Origin of the sequence: Psychrobacter sp. PAMC 21119, from assembly GCF_000247495.1 — a bacterium.
GTDB lineage: Bacteria > Pseudomonadota > Gammaproteobacteria > Pseudomonadales > Moraxellaceae > Psychrobacter > Psychrobacter glaciei.
On record NZ_AHVZ01000017.1, the window covers coordinates 34,379 to 53,428 of the forward strand.

General features: G+C 44.3%; 14 protein-coding genes. 4 read left to right on the forward strand and 10 right to left on the reverse strand.

All coding sequences use genetic code 11. From position 1 onward, the window contains the following. Positions 1-1,950 carry a MacB family efflux pump subunit gene (locus tag RH96_RS06575; protein ID WP_037033276.1) on the reverse strand — a complete coding sequence of 650 codons (1,950 nt, stop codon included), beginning with the start codon at positions 1,948-1,950 and terminating at the stop codon, positions 1-3. A gap of 227 nt (positions 1,951-2,177) precedes the next feature. Then, positions 2,178-3,506 carry an efflux RND transporter periplasmic adaptor subunit gene (locus RH96_RS06580; RefSeq protein WP_010198858.1) on the reverse strand — a complete coding sequence of 443 codons (1,329 nt, stop codon included), beginning with the start codon at positions 3,504-3,506 and terminating at the stop codon, positions 2,178-2,180. Between the two features lie 294 nt (positions 3,507-3,800). Here RH96_RS06580 and RH96_RS06585 point away from each other — a divergent pair, with 294 nt between their 5' ends. After that, positions 3,801-4,847 carry a hypothetical protein gene (locus tag RH96_RS06585; protein ID WP_141629703.1) on the forward strand — a complete coding sequence of 349 codons (1,047 nt, stop codon included), beginning with the start codon at positions 3,801-3,803 and terminating at the stop codon, positions 4,845-4,847. A 157-nt stretch (positions 4,848-5,004) separates the two neighbouring features. Next, the gene (locus RH96_RS15365) at positions 5,005-5,355 is read left to right on the forward strand and encodes an Imm63 family immunity protein (RefSeq protein WP_081501577.1); all 351 of its coding nucleotides are present in this window, start codon (positions 5,005-5,007) and stop codon (positions 5,353-5,355) included. On the opposite strand, the gene holA is transcribed toward RH96_RS15365, so the two are convergent. The 3 genes from holA to leuS all read right to left on the reverse strand — a co-directional run bounded on the left by holA (position 5,329) and on the right by leuS (position 9,954). After that, on the reverse strand, positions 5,329-6,405 hold the full coding sequence (gene holA / locus RH96_RS06595) for a DNA polymerase III subunit delta (RefSeq protein ID WP_010198863.1): 1,077 nt from the start codon (positions 6,403-6,405) through the stop codon (positions 5,329-5,331). The genes RH96_RS15365 and holA overlap by 27 nt on opposite strands. Before the next feature lie 58 nt (positions 6,406-6,463). Next, entirely contained in the window at positions 6,464-7,126 is a 663-nt protein-coding gene (locus tag RH96_RS06600) for a hypothetical protein (protein ID WP_026037181.1), read from the reverse strand. Positions 7,127-7,248: 122 nt separating this feature from the next. After that, a complete protein-coding gene (gene leuS, locus RH96_RS06605; protein WP_010198874.1) occupies positions 7,249-9,954 on the reverse strand; it encodes a leucine--tRNA ligase in 2,706 nt (901 codons plus the stop codon). Between the two features lie 211 nt (positions 9,955-10,165). Between leuS and RH96_RS06610 the strand changes: the two genes are divergently transcribed. Both RH96_RS06610 and RH96_RS06615 read left to right on the forward strand, forming a co-directional pair. Next, a complete protein-coding gene (locus RH96_RS06610; RefSeq protein WP_010198876.1) occupies positions 10,166-10,543 on the forward strand; it encodes a Spx/MgsR family RNA polymerase-binding regulatory protein in 378 nt (125 codons plus the stop codon). Positions 10,544-10,628: 85 nt separating this feature from the next. Continuing rightward, a complete protein-coding gene (locus RH96_RS06615) occupies positions 10,629-10,988 on the forward strand; it encodes a hypothetical protein (RefSeq protein ID WP_010198878.1) in 360 nt (119 codons plus the stop codon). A gap of 167 nt (positions 10,989-11,155) precedes the next feature. Here RH96_RS06615 and argB read toward each other — a convergent pair whose 3' ends face one another. The 5 genes from argB to RH96_RS06640 all read right to left on the reverse strand — a co-directional run bounded on the left by argB (position 11,156) and on the right by RH96_RS06640 (position 18,705). Further along, a complete protein-coding gene (gene argB, locus RH96_RS06620; protein WP_010198880.1) occupies positions 11,156-12,067 on the reverse strand; it encodes an acetylglutamate kinase in 912 nt (303 codons plus the stop codon). A gap of 487 nt (positions 12,068-12,554) precedes the next feature. Continuing rightward, positions 12,555-14,414: a phosphomannomutase gene (locus tag RH96_RS06625; protein ID WP_010198882.1), complete on the reverse strand. Its 1,860-nt coding sequence runs from the start codon at positions 14,412-14,414 to the stop codon at positions 12,555-12,557. Positions 14,415-14,516: 102 nt separating this feature from the next. After that, positions 14,517-14,981, reverse strand: a complete 465-nt coding sequence (gene dut / locus RH96_RS06630) for a dUTP diphosphatase (RefSeq protein WP_010198884.1) — start codon at positions 14,979-14,981, stop codon at positions 14,517-14,519. Positions 14,982-15,126: 145 nt separating this feature from the next. After that, the gene (gene mgtE / locus RH96_RS06635) at positions 15,127-16,530 is read right to left on the reverse strand and encodes a magnesium transporter (RefSeq protein WP_026037183.1); all 1,404 of its coding nucleotides are present in this window, start codon (positions 16,528-16,530) and stop codon (positions 15,127-15,129) included. A gap of 141 nt (positions 16,531-16,671) precedes the next feature. Then, a complete protein-coding gene (locus RH96_RS06640) occupies positions 16,672-18,705 on the reverse strand; it encodes a UvrD-helicase domain-containing protein (RefSeq protein WP_010198889.1) in 2,034 nt (677 codons plus the stop codon). Positions 18,706-19,050 lie beyond the last annotated feature (345 nt).

Here is a 19,050-nt window from a genome sequence, read left to right on the forward strand (position 1 = left end):
TTAATCCCGAGACAGTGCCTCTACAGGATCCAATTTGGCTGCATTGCGCGCGGGCAAGAAACCGAAAATAACACCAATCAGCGTCGAGCAGACAAACGCGGCAATGATAGAGGTCGGTGAGTAAATGACTTTAAAGTTATCACCGCCAACACGATTAATCAGTTCACCAATAGCAAATGCTAAGCCAATGCCTAGCAAACCACCTAAAATACAAACCAAGATAGCTTCAATCAAAAATTGCTGCATGATGTCGTTTTGACGTGCGCCTACAGCCATACGTACACCAATCTCATTGGTGCGCTCGGTGACAGACACCAGCATGATGTTCATGACCCCGATACCACCAACTATCAGTGAAATGACAGCAACAGATGATATCAATAGCGTTAAAGCACCAGTTGTAGATTCGATCGTTTGACGAATAGAGTCTGAGTTGCGAATCTGAAAATCTTCTTCGCCATGACGATTTTGTATCAAGTCGGAGATCGCAGACTCGGCCACACTTGAAGAGATATCGTCACTTATGAGAGCCACAAACCTATCGATATTCGTACTGCCTCTAATCCGTGACATAACGGTAGTGTAGGGCATATATATAGTTGGTGTGGTTAAATCTGCACCAAAGCCACCATCGTTTTCTTCCAGCACACCAATGACTCTACCAGGTACACTACCGATGAGTATCACCTCACCAATAGGGTTATCAAGGTTTGGGAAAAAGGTTTGCTTGGCATTATCATCAATAATGACATCTTGGCTGCGTAAGTTGATGCTCTGTTCATCAAACCCTTGACCCAATGCCAATGTCTCACCAGTGACTTCTAAGTAGTCTTGACCGACTCCATTGACGGTAGACTCTTCTTGTACGCTGCGATAACGAACGCTAGAGTTGGCGTTCACCTGAGGGCTAACGCTGATAATATAAGGCTGATTGGCTACCGCTTGTGCATCTTCAGGCGTGAGATTGTCATCGTTGTAACGTCGTCTAGGGTCGCCTCTAGGATAGCCGTCGCTGACGGTGATGGTGTTGGTACCGAGCGAGCTGATATTAGCCAAAATCTGCTGCTGAGAGCCTTGACCTAAGCCTACGATAGATACGACCGCGGCAATACCGATGATAATGCCAAGCATGGTCAGTAGGGTACGCATCTTATGCGCGCGCATGGCAAGCAAGGACATTTTAAACGCTTTAAGCAGCCGATCAACGAAGCTACCAAAGGCACTTTTACGATGCCCACCAAGGATAGACTCTGGTTTTTTGTTTGTGTGCTTGTAATGCTCCGTTTGATAGTCAGCAATGATGTAGCCGTCTTTTAACTCAACAATACGTTCAGCTTGCGCCGCCAAGTTGGGATCATGAGTCACCATTATAATAGTATGACCTTGTGCTTTGAGGTCATGCAAGATCTTCATGACATCTTCACCGGACTTGCTATCAAGCGCGCCAGTCGGCTCATCTGCTAAGATGACATCACCACCATTCATGAGCGCACGAGCAACTGAGACCCTTTGTTGTTGTCCACCTGACAGCTGATTTGGCCGACTATTGACCTTATCCCCAAGTCCTAAATCAGTTAAGAGCTTTTCGGCACGGTCAATTCGAGTTTCTGTGTCCATACCAGCATATACGGCAGGAACCGCTACATTGTCTTTGGCGCTAATGTCACCAAGCAGATGATAACGCTGAAAAATAAAACCAAAGTGTTCACGGCGTAGTTCAGCGAGCTCGTCAGCATCAAGCTTGCGTGCTGACTTACCATATATTTTATAGTCGCCAGCCGTCGCCTGATCGAGGCAGCCCAAGATATTCATTAAAGTCGACTTGCCAGAGCCAGACTGCCCAATGATTGCCACCATTTCGCCTTGATTGATAGTCAAATCGATATCATGCAACACCCGAATCGTTTGCTCACCAGCAGCAAACTCGCGAATAATGCCAGATAATTGCATGATGGGCTGGCCAGATACCGATGAAGTACTATGCTCTGGATTTGCTGCTGTAGTGGCAGAGCTATCGGCAGGCATGTATTGCTCTAAGTCTTGAGCCGTATCATCTTTAGGCAACGGTTTAGAAGCTGGAGGTATAGTCATAGCAGTGTCTTCAATCAAGTGTGGTGAGCGTCGTTATGAAAGGGCTGCCGCGCTCAAGCCCCCAATCGTCATATATAAAGAAAAAGTTACATTCTTGGCGGACCACCAGATTTACGACTGCTTCCTGAGTTCTCACCACTGTCTTCACTAATGATGACTTCTTCGCCTTCTTTTAGACCACTTAATATTTGTGCGCTTACTCGGTTGTCGATACCGACTGTTACAGCTCGTTCTTCTACGCTGCCGTCATCTTTTAGCACGCGTACAAACTTGTTTGCTTTGACTTGTCCAGCCGTTTTGTTTTTAGCAGGGCTTTCTTGTATGACAGCTGATGGTACCAATAAAGCATTTTTGGCTTGGTCGATAACAATATAGATCTGAGCGGTCATATCTATGCGAAAACGCCGATCAGTATTAGGTACTTCGATGTAGCCGACATAGTAGATAGCAGCATCTGTTGAGCTGGTATCACTAATCGTTTCGGGCGCAGGTTCAATGGCTTTTAATATGGCATCAAATTTTTGATCAGGATTGCCGATGACATTGAAATAAACCGGCATGTTTGCTTTGACATTAATGACATCAGCTTCAGAGATTTGTGCGTTGATTCTGACGGTAGACAAATCTGCCAAGGTCACGATAGTCGGTGCCGTTTGATTGGCATTGACAGTCGTGCCTTGCTCAGTAGTTACGGATACGACCGTACCTGATATTGGCGCTCGAATCGTCGTATAGCTAAGATCTTCTTTAGCCGTACTAACATTGGTCTGAGATTTGCGTAACGCGGCTCGTTGACTATTGACGTTGGCTGCGGCAGTGGCAATGGCCGCTCTTGCCGTATCGATAGCTGCTCGAGCATTCGCAACAGCAGCATTCGCGGTTTCCACGTTTGTCGCCTGAGTATCATATTCTTGCTGTGATATAGCATCAATGGCAACGAGACCCTGCAAACGTGAAAAGTCTGATTGCGCTTGTCTCAATTCTGATTGACGACTGGTAAGATCGGCTTGTGCGCTTTTTAGACCTGCTTGACGGCTTAGTACCTCAGCTTCGGCGCTTTCGATAGCAGCGACACTTTGCTCAAGGGTAGCTTGCTCGTTGCTTAGATTATTATTCTGAGTGACTTGATCAATTTGTGCGATTAAATCGCCTTGTTGTACTTGATCGCCTACTTCAACATATAAACGAGTGACTTCGCCAGACACCTGTGCACCAACGTCGACCGTATTAAGCGCTTTAACCTTACCCGAGGCCATGACGTTGTTTTCAATATCACCCGTTTCAACGGTTGCCGTTAGATAATTCGGAATCTCTTCTTTAGGTTTAAAGGTGTTATAAGCTAAGGCGGTGAGTATCAGAACTACTAAGGCGATGATGGCCCATTTGATAGCAGGTTTTCTTTTCATTTTGGGCATAGGGCAATCCAGTCACAGTAATAGCAAGTGTAAGTATAGTAGAGGCTTCATGTAAAAAATGACATGGGAATTAGTTTACGAAAGGTTAAGGTGTTTTTGATAGGAAGCCTGCGGTTTGGTCGTAGTGTTTAGCATCGTGCTTCAATATGATGCTATCATCGACAAAAGTTATATTTTTACCCGAGTAAAGTGCATATAGATTTGTGTAAACAATAAATCAAAAGAGTAAGTAATATGTTTCGATTTATCTTGATAGGACTGGTTTTCTTAAGCTTTAGTATTTTGAGTCATAGTATGCAGCCCACTAGTTTAGAAGGTACTTGGGTTAGTTCAGCTTACTTTAACTCAGACATTGACGTTATCTCAGAAACGATCGATATCGATGTCTCTGAGCATTTTAAGAAAGCTCGCTTTACCGTGCAGTATGAGATATACAATAAGCAAGTGGGTAGCCAAATCCCACTGTTGTTTGCTTTGTATAATGATGAAACGGCTCTAGAGATGCCGAAAAATAATGTCGTCCTAAGTATCAGCGTCGATGTTCATTCTGCTACTGTCCAAAACATAGCGAGTAGTAAAACGAAAATAAATTTTGATGATTTTTTTGGAAGTTACCAGATAGAGCCTTATGATTATAGAATTTATCTTGTTGAAGATGGCATCAACGTATTCCCCGATTATGTCAGCTTTATAGAAGCAGACTTGAGCGTAGGCTATCATACTATTGTAGCCACCTATGATGCCATGCCTTCGTATAGAGACACTAATGAATTGACCTATGCCTACAATTTTGATTACTCATTCGATCCTATAAAGCTTAAGCAAGGCTTTGCAAGGACAAGGGTTAATCTAAATTTTGATGGTGATATAGAGGATGTCAGCTTTCAAGTTTTTCCTGATAGTAAGCAGGACTTAAGCAACTTGAAGAATAGCACTATTAGTTTTGAAGAAACTTTGCCCGAAGGTATTAACTTTAGCTATCAGCGGCAATTTCCAACTTGGGTAAAGCTACTGGTTAGAGGGCCAGCTGTAGGGTTCTTTACTATACTTTGTGGGCTATTTGCATGGTGGCATATCAAAGAAATTAAAAAACTATCAGATTCAAAGCCTGCAAGTATTTTAGGATATATTTTAGTTGCTAGTATTTTTATTCCTTTCATTAGCACTCTTACCTATACGCTCTATAGATTGTTAGCCTATACAATTATTAAGGCACAACTAATAGAAGATATGTTTATAGTTTTTGGCTTCTTAGCTTATGTCATTCTATTTCTTTTCTTAGCGCCATTTTATTCAATATTTATTTATTACAAATACTATAAATCAGGCATTAAACTCTAAGCGTATAGGCTAAAGGTATGAAAATAAGGATTATGTGATGTTAAATTACCAGCAAGTTCAAAATATAATCAATGAGTATGGTAAAAATATAGGGTTGAGTACCAATGATATGATTTTAAGAAAAAAACCATCTGGATCTGGGTAGCCACATTTAGAGATAAGCGATGACTGTTACCATTATGTCGTATGTGAACGAGGTAGTGAACTCACTAGAGAGTTTTTTAGAGATGTAAACGATTTTATCTATAGGTTTTTCGACACTATAACTTTTATGATAGCAGGTGAGTATCAAAAGCAAAACATCGTATTTGGTGAAGATCAAAGAATAATTTGCTTTCGTAAACAAATCGAACTTATGACTAAATTAAGCTATGAGTGGGGTAAAAGAAAAGAGGCTGATATAGCAGAAATTTTACAGAACGCTCCTTATTCAGTTAACAAAATTACTTGGCTAAATAAGTTATTGAATTTTTTCAACCAATCAAACGGCAAACAGCCGCTTACCTGACAACTCAAGCGCGGCCTGCAATAACAATTCCCACGCTGGCTGACGAACGAGCCCCTTAATAGCTTGATCACAACGATATAGCAGCGCAGGCCATTCAGCCGTTTGCACTTTTGCTTGGCGGCGGCAGGCTTGTTGATATAATCCTTGCTTGCTACGCCAAATACCCAGTGCTTGCGGATCTTGGCCATCCATTAATTGTATGATTTGGCGCATGTCTTTGCTGATTGCCCACAGTACCAAGGTCGTCGGCTCATCAGTGGCTTTCAGCTGAAAAATGATTTTTGCCACTTGTGTACTATTGCCTGCCAGCATCGCATCGGACAGATCAAAGACACTGAATTGGGCGTCGCTGACCAAGGCAGCTTGAAGATCCTTGATATCTAATGCTACGTTTGGCGCGGTCGTTGTAGACTGATTGCTGCCTTCGTGAGTTGCGTCATGACTACTAGCATCCAACTGCGGTGCAAATAAATAAGACAGCCGCCATAAGGTTTGATAAGCACTTAACAGGTGATGCTCGGTGTGCGACATGAGCAATTGCCACGCTTCTTGTGACAGCCTGAGTCCAAATTTCTGAGCTTGAATCTGCAACAGCTGCTGACGTTGCTGTTCGTTGTATAAATTGCAATCAATGACGTGACCGTACTGGGCAAATGGCGCAAACCACTTGCTGCTTTGCGCTCGTTTGTCTTGTTTAGGCGTTAACCATAATAAGCTATGACTGTGCGCCCCTGTTTGTGCCTCAACGGCAAAGCGCTCAAGCTCAGCGATAACCGATTTGTCTGGTTTATGATTGCCGGTCACGATCAGCGCGCTAGCATCATCAAATAGAGATTGACTGCCAAGCTCTGACAGTACTTCTTGCCAGCTCTTAACTGATATCAGTTCTATACGTTTAATCGCGTAATTTTGTGCACGCCAATGCGGACGCAAGGCGTCAATCAGCCACTGACTCAGTAAGGGCTCATCTCCATGTGCCAGCCACAAACCTGCTACCGCCACGGATGACTGTAGTAGTTTGGGATAGGCTTGTATAAAAGTATCTTGCATAGACTAATGAGGACACAGGTTTATGAGGATGGATGTGCAGAATGCCGTACGCTAAATATTAAGGGTTTGGTGCGTTTGGTACGATAACTGCCGTAGATGCTGACCCTGTTTGTGATGGTGTATTGGCGCTGGTAGGGGCGACTCTAGGCAGAGCAATGGCGACATACTGATCAGTGATACGGCGTGCCAAACTGTCATAGAGCCAGTCACGAACTTGGTCACCTTGCTGGTCATCGGTACTGACCGATGCTTCATTATACTGGTAGCTGCGCTCAACTTGGATGGGGTTGGTCAGCGTCACAACTTTGCCATTTTGTAAGGCTTGGTAGCTGACATCTGCTGATATTACCAAGCGAATTTCTGTCAAAACGCCGACCAATTCATAACGCTTAAAGCGTATGTTATTGACGCTAATCGCGGCAATGGGTTCCGCTGCAGCATTTTTATTGTTATTGGTCACATCAGCCGAGGTCATATTATCAATCACCTCGACACCCAAGGCCTCTAGGCGTCGTGACAACGGTGATTTTAGTGGGAAGGAGGTACGATTGTCTTCGATAATGACTGCTGTTTTAGCAACATCAAATAGCATCGGCGTGTCATAACCTCGTAGCTGAAAGCCGCAGCCACTAAGCGCTGCTGTCGATCCAAGCACAGCAAACAGTGGCAAGCTTGTGAGTAGTGCTGTCGCTAGCTTCTGTCCACTAGACCTTTTTGCCATACTGCATTGCCCATTTGGCTTACTTAATTTCGTTTGAGATGACTGCACAGCTCGATGCTTATACGACATAATCGCTATCCTTATGTTGATAAAAAGGCTTAAAACACTAAGTTTAAAAAGGTCTAGCCTGCAACCACGATATTGACCAGTTTATTCGGTACGACGATTTCTTTTTTGATTTCACCGGTCAAGAATTTTGCCACACTATCCATCGCGCGCGCTTGCGCCTTTAGTTGTTCAGGGTCGCTGTTCGGCGCGACATCCATCTTACCGCGCATCTTACCATTGACCTGTACCACCATCGTGATCATATCCTGTACTAGCGCACTTTCATCCACGGTTGGGTAGTTTAGGGTTAATGTATCGAGCCCTAACTGCTCAAGTAAATGCTCGCCTGCATGCGGCGCATAGACTGATAGCATAATAAGCAGATCAATCAGCGCTTCGTGCTGTACTTGTAGATCCTGTTCACTATCGGCTTTAAAGCTCGAAAGTTCGTTGGCAAGTTCCATGAGGCTTGATACGGGGGTGTTTAGCGCCAGACGATCGCCCAAATCACTATCAATCTTGGCAATAGTTTCATGGGTCTTACGGCGTAAGTTTTTCGCTTCTTTACTTAAGCCATCCGTATTAAAGGCGGCATTGTTTAGCGTCTCAAAGCTTAGGTTTGCTTCGGTGAGCGCTTGCATGTGCTCAGTAGCAATGCGCCATACTTTTTTAACGAAATTATAAGGGCCTTTTAGCGCGTCATCTGACCATTCTAGCGTTTGATCGGCAGGCGCAGTAAATAGGGTATAAAGGCGAACCGTATCAGCGCCGTACTTATCAATGGTGATTTGTGGGTCGACACCGTTGTTCTTTGACTTAGACATTTTTTCAATTTTGCCAATAGTCACTGGCTGACCATCTAACTTTAAGATGGCTTTAATCGGTTGACCACGTTCGTTGTAGTCAATATCGATGTCTTCTGCAAAATAATAGGTCGTGCTGCCATCAGCATTGACACGGTAAAAAGTACCGGCAAGCACCATGCCTTGGGTCATAAGATTGGCAAATGGCTCATCGCCTGACACCAATGACTCATCACGCATGAGTTTATGAAAGAAGCGTGCATACAGTAAATGCATGACCGCGTGCTCTACGCCGCCAACATATTGATCGACCGGCAGCCATTTATTGGCGGCAGACTTGTTGACCATGTTTTGTGCATCATTTGGACTGGCAAAACGCGCATAGTACCAGCTCGACTCCACAAAGGTATCAAAGGTGTCGGTTTCGCGCTCAGCAGGGTTGCCACATTTAGGACAAGTGGTATTCACAAACTCTGGGATGTTTTTGAGTGGGTTGCCGCGACCATCAGGGACGACGTCAGTCGGCAATACTACTGGCAAATCTTGCTCTTCAACAGGTACAGTGCCGCAATGTTCACAGTTGACCATTGGGATAGGGCAGCCCCAATAGCGCTGGCGAGAGACGCCCCAATCGCGCAAACGATATTGGATCTTTTTCTTCGCAAGTTCCTGTGGTTCAAGTTTGGCTAGCATCGCTTCAAACGCTTGCTCAAAGTCTAGACCGTCAAATTCACCTGAATTGATCAAAATATTGCGCTCAGTATAGGCAAGATTTGGCTCAGAACCATCTTTTTTGGCTTCGGCGATAACAGACTCAGTATTACCATCAGGAGACTGGATAACTTGTTTGATAGGCAAGTCGTATTTAACGGCAAATTCATAATCGCGTTCGTCATGTGCCGGTACTGCCATGACTGCGCCAGAGCCGTAGCTCATCAGCACATAGTTGGCAACCCAAACAGGCACTTCTTCGCCAGTCAGTGGATGCGTCACGGTGAGACCAGTGTCCATACCAATTTTTTCTGCTTTGGCTAGGTCTGCCTCTGCAACCGAGCCTTTTTTGCAAAGCGCACAAAACGCAGCGATTGTTTCATCGTGCTCAGCCGCATACTGCGCCAATGGATGCTCAGCGGCAACCGCTACATAAGTGACGCCCATCAAAGTATCGGGACGGGTAGTAAAGACGTCTAAGCTATTGGCTTGGTCGGCAAGCTCATAAGGGAAGTGCACTTCCATACCAGCACTACGACCAATCCAGTTGCGCTGCATGGTCAGTACTTCAGATGGCCAGTGACCTTCTAATTGATCCAAATCATCAAGCAATTCGTCGGCATAATCGGTGATATTAAAGTAATACATCGGGATATCGCGTTTTTCGACCGCAGCGCCACTACGCCAGCCTTTACCGTCGATAACTTGCTCGTTGGCTAAAACCGTATTATCAATCGGATCCCAATTGACCGTCGCCAGCTTCTTATAGACCAAGCCTTTTTTGTATAACTGTAAAAACAACCACTGCTCCCACTGATAATACTCAGGGCTACAAGTGGCAAATTCACGCGACCAGTCAATAGACAAACCTAGCAATTTAAGCTGTGCACGCATGCTGTCAATATTAGCGAACGTCCATTTGGCAGGCGGCGTCTGATTGGCAATCGCGGCATTTTCAGCGGGCAAGCCAAAACCGTCCCAGCCCATTGGCTGCATGACTTCATAGCCCTTGAGGCGATAGTAACGGCTCAGCACATCTGAGATGGTATAGTTACGCACGTGACCCATGTGCAGCTTGCCGCTTGGGTAAGGGAACATCGACAGCATATAGCGACTTGGCTTATCGCTAGGCTCGTTGCCCACTTCATAACGCTTATCCGTTGCCCATTTGGCTTGTTGCGCGGCTTCAATTAGCTGCGGCTGATAGTAGGTGCTGTCATTGGTATGATTAGTATTAGAAGGTTCTGCTGTCACGGCGTTGCTCATAGTCGGCTCGAAATTGGTTAATACGAATAAATTGGGTGAAATTTCACAATGCCATAGCATAGCGTAATTTGGCAAAAATTGCGACGATATGATGGTGCGCTTGCTCGATATGTTTGATGTTTTAAAAACTAACGATGGCTAAGTTTCCGCTCTCATGCTCGGTAGTGTTAGGTATAATAAAGACAATAATGATAATTGACTTGGAGCTTATATGACCATCACCATTTACGGTATCAAATCTTGTAGCACGATGAAAAAAGCTTTTACTAAGCTTGATGAGCTGAATGTAGGTTATGATTTTCATGATTATAAAAAACAAGGCATCGATAGAGAGAGCGTCCAGCGTTGGGTAGATGAGTTAGGTATTGATAAAGTGCTCAACAAGCGCGGCACCACATGGCGCAAACTAACCGATGAGCAAAAGCAGTCAGCTGATGCCAATATAGATAACGCGATTGATTTGTTAGTAACAAATACCAGTATGATTAAACGTCCAATTGTAGAAGGTCATATCGACGATAAAAATCAAGCTCAGCAAATACTGCTATGCGGCTTTGATGCCACTGAATTTGAGGCAAATTTTCAATAAAAAGCTATCACTTTGGCAAATTATAAACTATGCTACTTATTAGTAGAATTAAGTTTGTTCGTTTGTAATAGTTAAGGATAAGATTATGAAAAATTTATTGTTAATGGCAGCGTTGGCGGTGAGCCCTTTAATGGTTACAAGTGTCCAAGCAGCTGACTCGTCTACCAAAATTACCTTTGCAGATAATAGCTATTGCGGCAGTTTTACCGGTAATATTAAAAGTGGTAAAGTGTTTCGCTTGTGGCTCATGCCAGATCAAAATCTGGTCATTCGCAATGTGGGTGACGATCGTATCAATGTTGCTTATGTCACGGGGCCAAATGGTCGCCTTGATGGTGACCGTTACGAAGATGAGACTTCATATTTTACCGAGCGTAAAGGCAATCACCATATGAAAGTATACGGCAATAGTAGTCATAGTTCCGTAGAGTTCTGCGCTTATTAGGGTCTGTTTAGCGATCAGCAGTCCTAATATTTGAATGTTCAACAGACCCTAAACTTGTTTGACTATGATTTGATTTGATTTCATAGCATTCAATCAATAAAGCCCGAACTTAGCATTGTCTAGGTTCGGGCTTCGTTTTTTATACATCTGATTTGGGCGGCTGGTTATTAGATCACCGTAGAATCTATCTCACGACTAATCAGCGTGCCGACACCTTCGTTGGTGAAAATCTCTAACAGCGTCGCATGAGGCACACGACCATCAACGATAACCGCACTTTTTACGCCACTGCGCACTGCATTTAGCGCACATTGAATTTTCGGAATCATACCACCTGAGATAGTGCCGTCTTCAATCAAGCTGTCCACTTTCTTTGGCGTTAGTCCGGTGACGACTTCACCGTCACGACCCAGTACCCCTTTGATATTGGTCAATAGCATGAGCTTTTCTGCTTGCAAAAATTCAGCAACTTTACCCGCGACCAAATCGGCATTGATATTATAGGTATTGCCTTCGCTATCGACCCCAAGTGGGGCAATCACAGGAATGAAATCAGAAGCAATTAGCATATTAATCACGTCTTTATTGACGCTGACCACATCACCGACAAACCCTAAATCGACAGGCACAGCGATACCATCTGCACCAATTTTTTCCATCATTAGTTTTTTGGCTAAGATTAAGTTGGCATCTTTACCCGTCAGACCAATCGCGCGGCCACCGTGCTTATTGATTAAGCTGACGATAGATTTGTTGACGCTACCGCCCAATACCATCTCGACGATATCCATCGTGCTCTTGTCCGTAACGCGCATCCCATCGATACGGTTGGACTGGCGACCGAGCTCTTTTAGTAGATTGTCTACCTGTGGGCCACCGCCATGTACGACGACAGGGTGTATACCAACGGTTTTTAGCAAGACGATATCACGAGCAAATGAGCTCTCAAGCTCAGGGTCGGTCATGGCGTTGCCACCGTATTTGACCACAATGAGCTTATCCACAAAGCGCTGGATATAAGGCAGTGCTGTGGTTAATACTTCAGCGGTATTTTTGGCTTCATCCAAATTAAGCGTCATGATAAGCTCCTAAAATTTAGTTCTAAAAGAGATGGGTTTAAAAAGTTGGTTTATTACGGCTGACTATCGTTAGACAGGCTTATCTTAGGGCGTGTTGAACATTTACAAATAGGCACTGCTGATTGCGAAAACTGTTCTAGACAAGGCGTAAAACGACGGTAATGCTCATGCCTTAACTAGGTTTACAACGCAGCATAGGGCAGTTTTCGCATTAGCTCGAAGAGACAGGTCTATTTTTTGCCATTTCATGGTTAAAAATAGACGTTTAGAATGACTAAACTTACTGTTTTAACGTCGAACTGTCTAAAAAATAGTCTCTGTCAGTGCCATGGTCGAATGTTCAACACGCCCTAATTATTCTCAGATATGCTGGTCTTTATAATGATAAAAAACAATTTATACAAGGATTGGTAGCGAGATTTTATGTCAGCGGCTAGGCAATGATGATAATGAAACAAGTTAATTCAATCAAAGTCAGTTCAAAAAGCTATTCAGAGAGAAGTGCTGCAATCTGCTCTGCCAAGTTTTTATCAAATGGGCGACATAGCGCGACGAAGCGGGCTTGTATGTCTTTCAAATCTGTAAGGCTGTCACCAGCAAAGCGCACGGTCAAATGATGACTGGTGTTTGATTGGCGTAACACACCAAAACCATGAGCAAAATCTAAGCGCACGCCATCAATACAGGTCAGCTGCGTGCCGCTCGGTAATAACTGCTTTGCTTGTGCTAACGTTGTTTGCTTGACGCTCGACGATACACAAGCGCATTGTGATGAGACATAAGCCGCAGTCAAGGCGCTGTCGAGGTCATCAGAAGACTCGGCAACCAAACACTGCAAATAACAACAAAATTCTGCCAATTGTTGCACGACTGGGCACTGCACAGGCGCTCTATTGGGTAAAGGTAAATAATGATCTGCTGTACTGACCAACATCGGTAATTGATGGGTAATCTCAGTCAAGCGAGTAGGGCGTGACTGCTCAATCGGCTCACCCCATAAACCAACAGCAGCCGATGATGTGTCACGATGCGTCGCTGTATAGGCCAACCAATGTAGTAGGCGCAAGCCCGCATACATCGCATCATCATGAGCAGTAAAATAACCATCGTTAAAAATAAAGTGCCCAGACAATTCACCTGCGAATAAGATTTGACTGTCATCGGCCTGTAGCTGTTGACGCATTAAACTACTGCCAGTTTTACTCAGGATCGGAGTCGCTCCCAAATCGCTTAAGAGAATAGGTAGATGGTGTGAGCATTTAATATCGAACAGCACTTGCGGGGATGCGGTATGAGTTTGCCACGTCTCTGGACGCTCGCTCATGGCGACTGAGGCGAGCAAATACAGCAAATGATCGGGCATGACTATTTTACCACTGTTGTCGACGATCATCAGTCTATCGCCATCACCGTCGAATGCTAGACCAATATCAGCAGTATTAACGATGACATTTTGTTGCAACTCTGCCAATCGATTCGGCTCAGTAGGGTCAGGGTTACCCATGGGGAAGTTACCATCAGGGGTGTCATTGATGATGATGACGCGCTGGCAGAAAGTGGTAAATAAGGGCAGGGCAATCCTGCTAGTGGCCCCATGCATACAATCAATAACGATGGTGAGATCAAGCTTTTTAAAGGTTCGTTTGTTACTAGCCGATAGGTTTTGCTCTGGATAAATACTGACAAATACTTCGGCAATGGCATCAATATAAGGCGTTGCCACAGTGTCAGTCGGCAAGCCAATGACCGATAGCATTGAAGTTGCCTGTTTGTCATTACTTTGGCTAGCACTTGGAAGCTTAAGGCTGTCACTATTACTGTCGATCTGATTGTGGTGTTGGTTGGTATCAAACGCTATCAAATCTTGATAAAGCACCTGAATATCTTTAGCACTAGGAGAAGTATTGCCGACCAGCCATTTGAGACCTAAGATGCCTTTTGCAGAATGACTGGCAGTGACCATGATGCCATGACCAGCGTATTGCTCGGTCCAAAATGCCATCATCGGTGTCGTAATTAACCCTAAGTTAATTACTTGGAGGCCTTGCTTTTGTAAGATCGATGCCAATGACTGAGCCATACTGTCACTACCACACCGCACATCATAGCCGATGATGACCGTGGTTTCTTTCGGCTTTTGATGCGGTTTAACGTTGCTGTTAGAAATATGGCTATTAGCAATGGGGCTGTTAGAAATGGGTTTGCTACGTTGTTTCGCATTATGGTTTTTATAAAGTCGCACAAATGCGGCGCCCAAAGCCTGTATAAAATTCGGAGTAAAGTACTGCTCGTCGCCGCGAATATCGTAAGCACGAAATAAGGATTGCTGCGTCGCAAAAAACGGCATGGCTTTACTCTCCTTATCATCGTGGTTGATATTGTCGTGATACATGCAAAATGGCTAGCCAGTGATTATCTATACAGTGATTATCTATACAGATTAATCGTCTTAATGACGACCCGAATGTCCAAACCCGCCAGCACCGCGTACGCTTTCATCACTGAATTCTGCGACAACTTCAAACTCAGGACGGACAACAGGCACCACGATATATTGCGCCATACGTTCTGCTGGATTAAGCACAAAGTCGTCTCCACTGCGATTCCAAATACTAACCATCAGCTCACCTTGATAGTCCGCATCAATCAATCCGACCAAATTGCCCAAGACGATACCATGCTTATGCCCAAGCCCTGAGCGCGGCAAAATCATACCAGCATAGTTGGGATCTTGAATATACACAGCGAGACCAGTACCGATCAAATGCGTTGCGCCTGCTTTAATGGTCAAAGGCTCATCAATGCAAGCACGTAAGTCGATACCAGCACTGCCATCGGTGGCACGAGTCGGTAAGGAAAACGCTTTATCTTCAACGATTTTAGGATTTAACACTTTTACTTGTACAGCTTGCATAACGCACTCACTTAACGATTTGATGGTTTTTAAATTGTGATTTTGAACAAAAGTTATTCAAGATTCTTATGTAACAAGACCTCTATGTAAATAGCATTTCTATATGTTGACTGGGTAATTATTGATTCAGTCACTTAATATCCAATTAAAGTATCAGCACACTCGCCAAGCCCAAGAATGACATAAAGCCAACGATATCGGTTACTGTGGTCAAAATAACGGAAGCAGATAGCGCAGGGTCGATATTCATCCGCTTTAGCATCAGCGGTATACTAATACCTGAAACGTTAGCGGCGGTCATGTTAATTGCAATCGCAAAGCCAATCACGGCGCTGATTTTGATATCATCAAACCATAATTGGGCAATAAATGCCATGATTATCGCCCAAATGATACCGTTTATCGCGCCAACCCACAGTTCTTTGTTTAGGAGCCAGACACGGTTAGAACCACCAATTTGACCCATTGCCATACCACGGATGACAACCGTGAGTGTCTGCGAGCCAGCGATACCGCCCATACTGGCGACGACTGGCATGAGGATTGCCAGTGCTACCACCTTTGCCAATACTTCCTCAAACTGTCCAATCACCGCTGCCGCTAAAAGCGCGGTACACAAGTTGATACCCAGCCAGATACTACGACTTTTTGCACTGGTTAGGATGGGTGCAAACAACTCTTCATCTTGACTGACACCAGCGAGGTTTTTCATGGTGCTATCGACATCATCTTGGATAATTTCCATGATATCTTCGCCATTTAACTGACCAACCAATTCGCCATAACTGTTAATCACAGGCGCGAAACGAATGTCTTCTGAACGAAAAATCGCGGCGGCATCTTGAATGTCTAAACGATCATTGATCGTAATGGCTGTATCAATCAGCGCTGACACCAACGTGTTTTGCTCATGCTTAATCAAATCGACCAGACTCAGCAGTCCAAGTAATTGCTGGCTTTGATCGACGACCAGTAGCTCTTGGCTTTGGTCATCAAGCAAGTCGTCGTTTTCGCGTAGCCAGTGCTGTACATCAGAAAGGTGGATGTCATCTCTTATCTGGATAATGTCAGGATCCATGTAACTACCCACTTCCCAGTCGGCATAAGTATCCAGTTTATTAACTTGGACACGAGTTTCTTCATCCAGCGTTGCCATGACTGAGGTACGCACGCTCTCAGTAACGGTATCCAAAATTTCTGAGATGTCTTGGGCGTCAAGGTCTTGGGTAAATAACGAGATTTCTTGAGAAGAGATATTCTCCATCAATGGCTGGCGCGTATCGTACTCTAGTTCTGCAAGCACTTCACCTTTGATGTTTTCTGGTACTTGCTCCCAGATTAGTAGACGGTTTTGAGTGGGAAAAGACTCGAGTAGGTTGGCAATTTCATATTCCGACTGCTTTTCTAAAAACTCAGTAATCGCCTCATAAGCTTTATCAGCAACCAAACCCTGCAAGTACAGCAGTTTATATTCGGCGCTATATTCCGCCGGATTATAATCTCCTGATAGCATCGAGGGTCGTTCCTGATTGGGCGTCTGGGTAGGCATAAGGGTTCCAATATTTTTAGAAGATAGAAATGATATCGTCAAAGTATCTGTAAATGATTACAGCGTTAACTTTGTTTAATGTGCTAATTGATGACACGCCCTAATATTGCTTTGCAGCCATCAATAGTGCTAATGCTGAGATTAGCGCTTACCCAGTAACGCTCGAATATTGGCCAAATATTCATCAGCGACGGCTTCTGGGTCTTTAGTCGCTTTTTTCTTTTTCGCTTTGGCAGGCCAATCAATATGATCCTCAGGCAGCTCATCCAAAAATCTTGATTCTGAGGTGACTCGCATTTGTCCGCCAGCACGGCGCTGGGTCGCGAGCGTCAGTGTCAGCTCACGGCGCGCACGAGTAATGCCCACGTACATCAGACGGCGCTCTTCTTCGACCGTCTCGCTCATGATAGAGTTGCGATGCGGTAGCATTTCTTCCTCAAGCCCCATGATGTAAACAAAATCAAACTCCAGACCTTTTGCCGCATGCAAGGTCATCAAATTAACTTTATTAGTGTTTTCTTCTTCTTGCTGCTGCTCAAGCATATCGAGCAACACTAGCTTACGGATAATAGTATCAATCGTCCGATCTTCATCTTCTTCAGCACGATTGATTAACGATTGAATACTGGTATAAAGCATATCAATATTATCGATACGGTTCTTTTCTTGTTGTGGCGTTTTGGCATCGCTACGAACAAAATCAATATAACCGGTCTCATCAATCATCTGGCGCACGATTGGCACGGGGTCAGGATGTTGATCCAACTCGCGGGTATAATGCTCGATGAATTCACCAAACTCTTTTATCGTGCCATAAGCTTTAGACGGCAATACGTGAGCAAGACCAGCATGCGTGCAAGAGGCCAATAATGAGATGCTATGCTCTTGCGAAAACAAACCAAGCTTTTCGAGGGTTGCAGGTCCCATACCGCGCTTAGGCGTATTGATAATACGCAAAAACGCGCTGTCGTCTTCGGGGTTCAAAATCAGACGCAGATAGCCCATGATGTCTTTGATTTCACTACGCGCAAAGAAAGACTGACCACCGGACAACTTATAAGGCACTTGCAACTGACGCAATTGCGCTTCCAACATTCGAGCCTGAAAGTTACTGCGGTAGAGGACAGCGTACTGTTCCCACTCATTACCAAAGCGTAATTTATGAGTGACGATCTCTTTCGCCACGCGCTCGGACTCGTCGTCATCATTACGACAGTTGATAATGCGGATTTTTTCGCCTTGACCTTTATCTGACCACAATTTCTTTTCGAATAAATGCTCGTTATTCATAATAACGGCGTTAGCAGAGGTCAAAATACGCGTGGTCGAGCGATAATTTTGCTCAAGCATGACGATTTTTAGTTTCGGAAAGTCTTCTTTGAGCAGCGCCATGTTTTCAGGCTTAGCACCACGCCATGCATAGATAGATTGGTCATCATCACCTACGACGGTAAAGCGCCCTTGCGGTCCGACCAGATATTTAATCATTTCATACTGCGCAGTATTGGTGTCTTGATACTCATCGACCAATAGATAGCGAATGCGGTTTTGCCATTTGTCACGCAGCTCTCTGTTTTCACGCAGGATTTTGGTGGGCAGTACAATCAAATCATCGAAATCGACCGCATTATAAGCGCGCAAATTACGCTCATAAAGCGCATACAAGGTCGCAAAAATCATATCTTCTGGGTCGTCTAAGGTTTCCATCGCCTTGTCAGGCTCAACCAAGTCATTTTTCCAATCAGAAATCATTTTAATGGCTTTGCCGACCAGCTCGCGACTTTCAGCACCACTCAAATTGTCACGCATCATCAGCTCCATCAGCAAACGCTTACTATCGTCGCTGTCCATGATGGAGAAGTTGCCTTTTAGCGGTGTATGAATCAGCTCATAGCGTAAAAACTGCAAGCCAAACTGGTGAAAAGTTGACACGGTCAGTCCGCGCATTTTTTCACTTGGTAGCAGCTTGCTCACCCGCGCTTTCATCTCACGTGCCGCTTTATTGGTAAAGGTTACCGCCGTGATGCGCTCAGCTGGCATGTTGCATTCTTCGATCAGGTAGGCAATCTTACGCGTAATCACTGAGGTCTTACCGGATCCGGCACCTGCTAGTACGAGTAATGGACCAGATACGTAGAGCATCGCTTCTTGTTGTTTGGGATTAAGTTGACTCATAACGTGACCTGTAAGACAAAAGCAAAAAAGAGGGTAGAGCTGATAGTATCGTGGCTAAACGAACGCGGCGTGTATGATTAAAGTCGATATCGTGGCAATATTTTTAATCAAATTAATCAGGCAATTAAAGTAATGGAGTGTGCTATTTATTGAAAATGTGCCATTAAAATTGGCTGGGCTATTATAAAGCAAAAACCATAACTTTGGGTAAGGAGTTGGCTGATGACAATGGCATGATAAAGCATGCAATATTTAGCAGCAACGCTACTGATGACGGTTGGTAATAAAAAGTAAGGATTTGGTGTTAATATAAGGTAACGTCTATATCATAATTTATAGATAAAA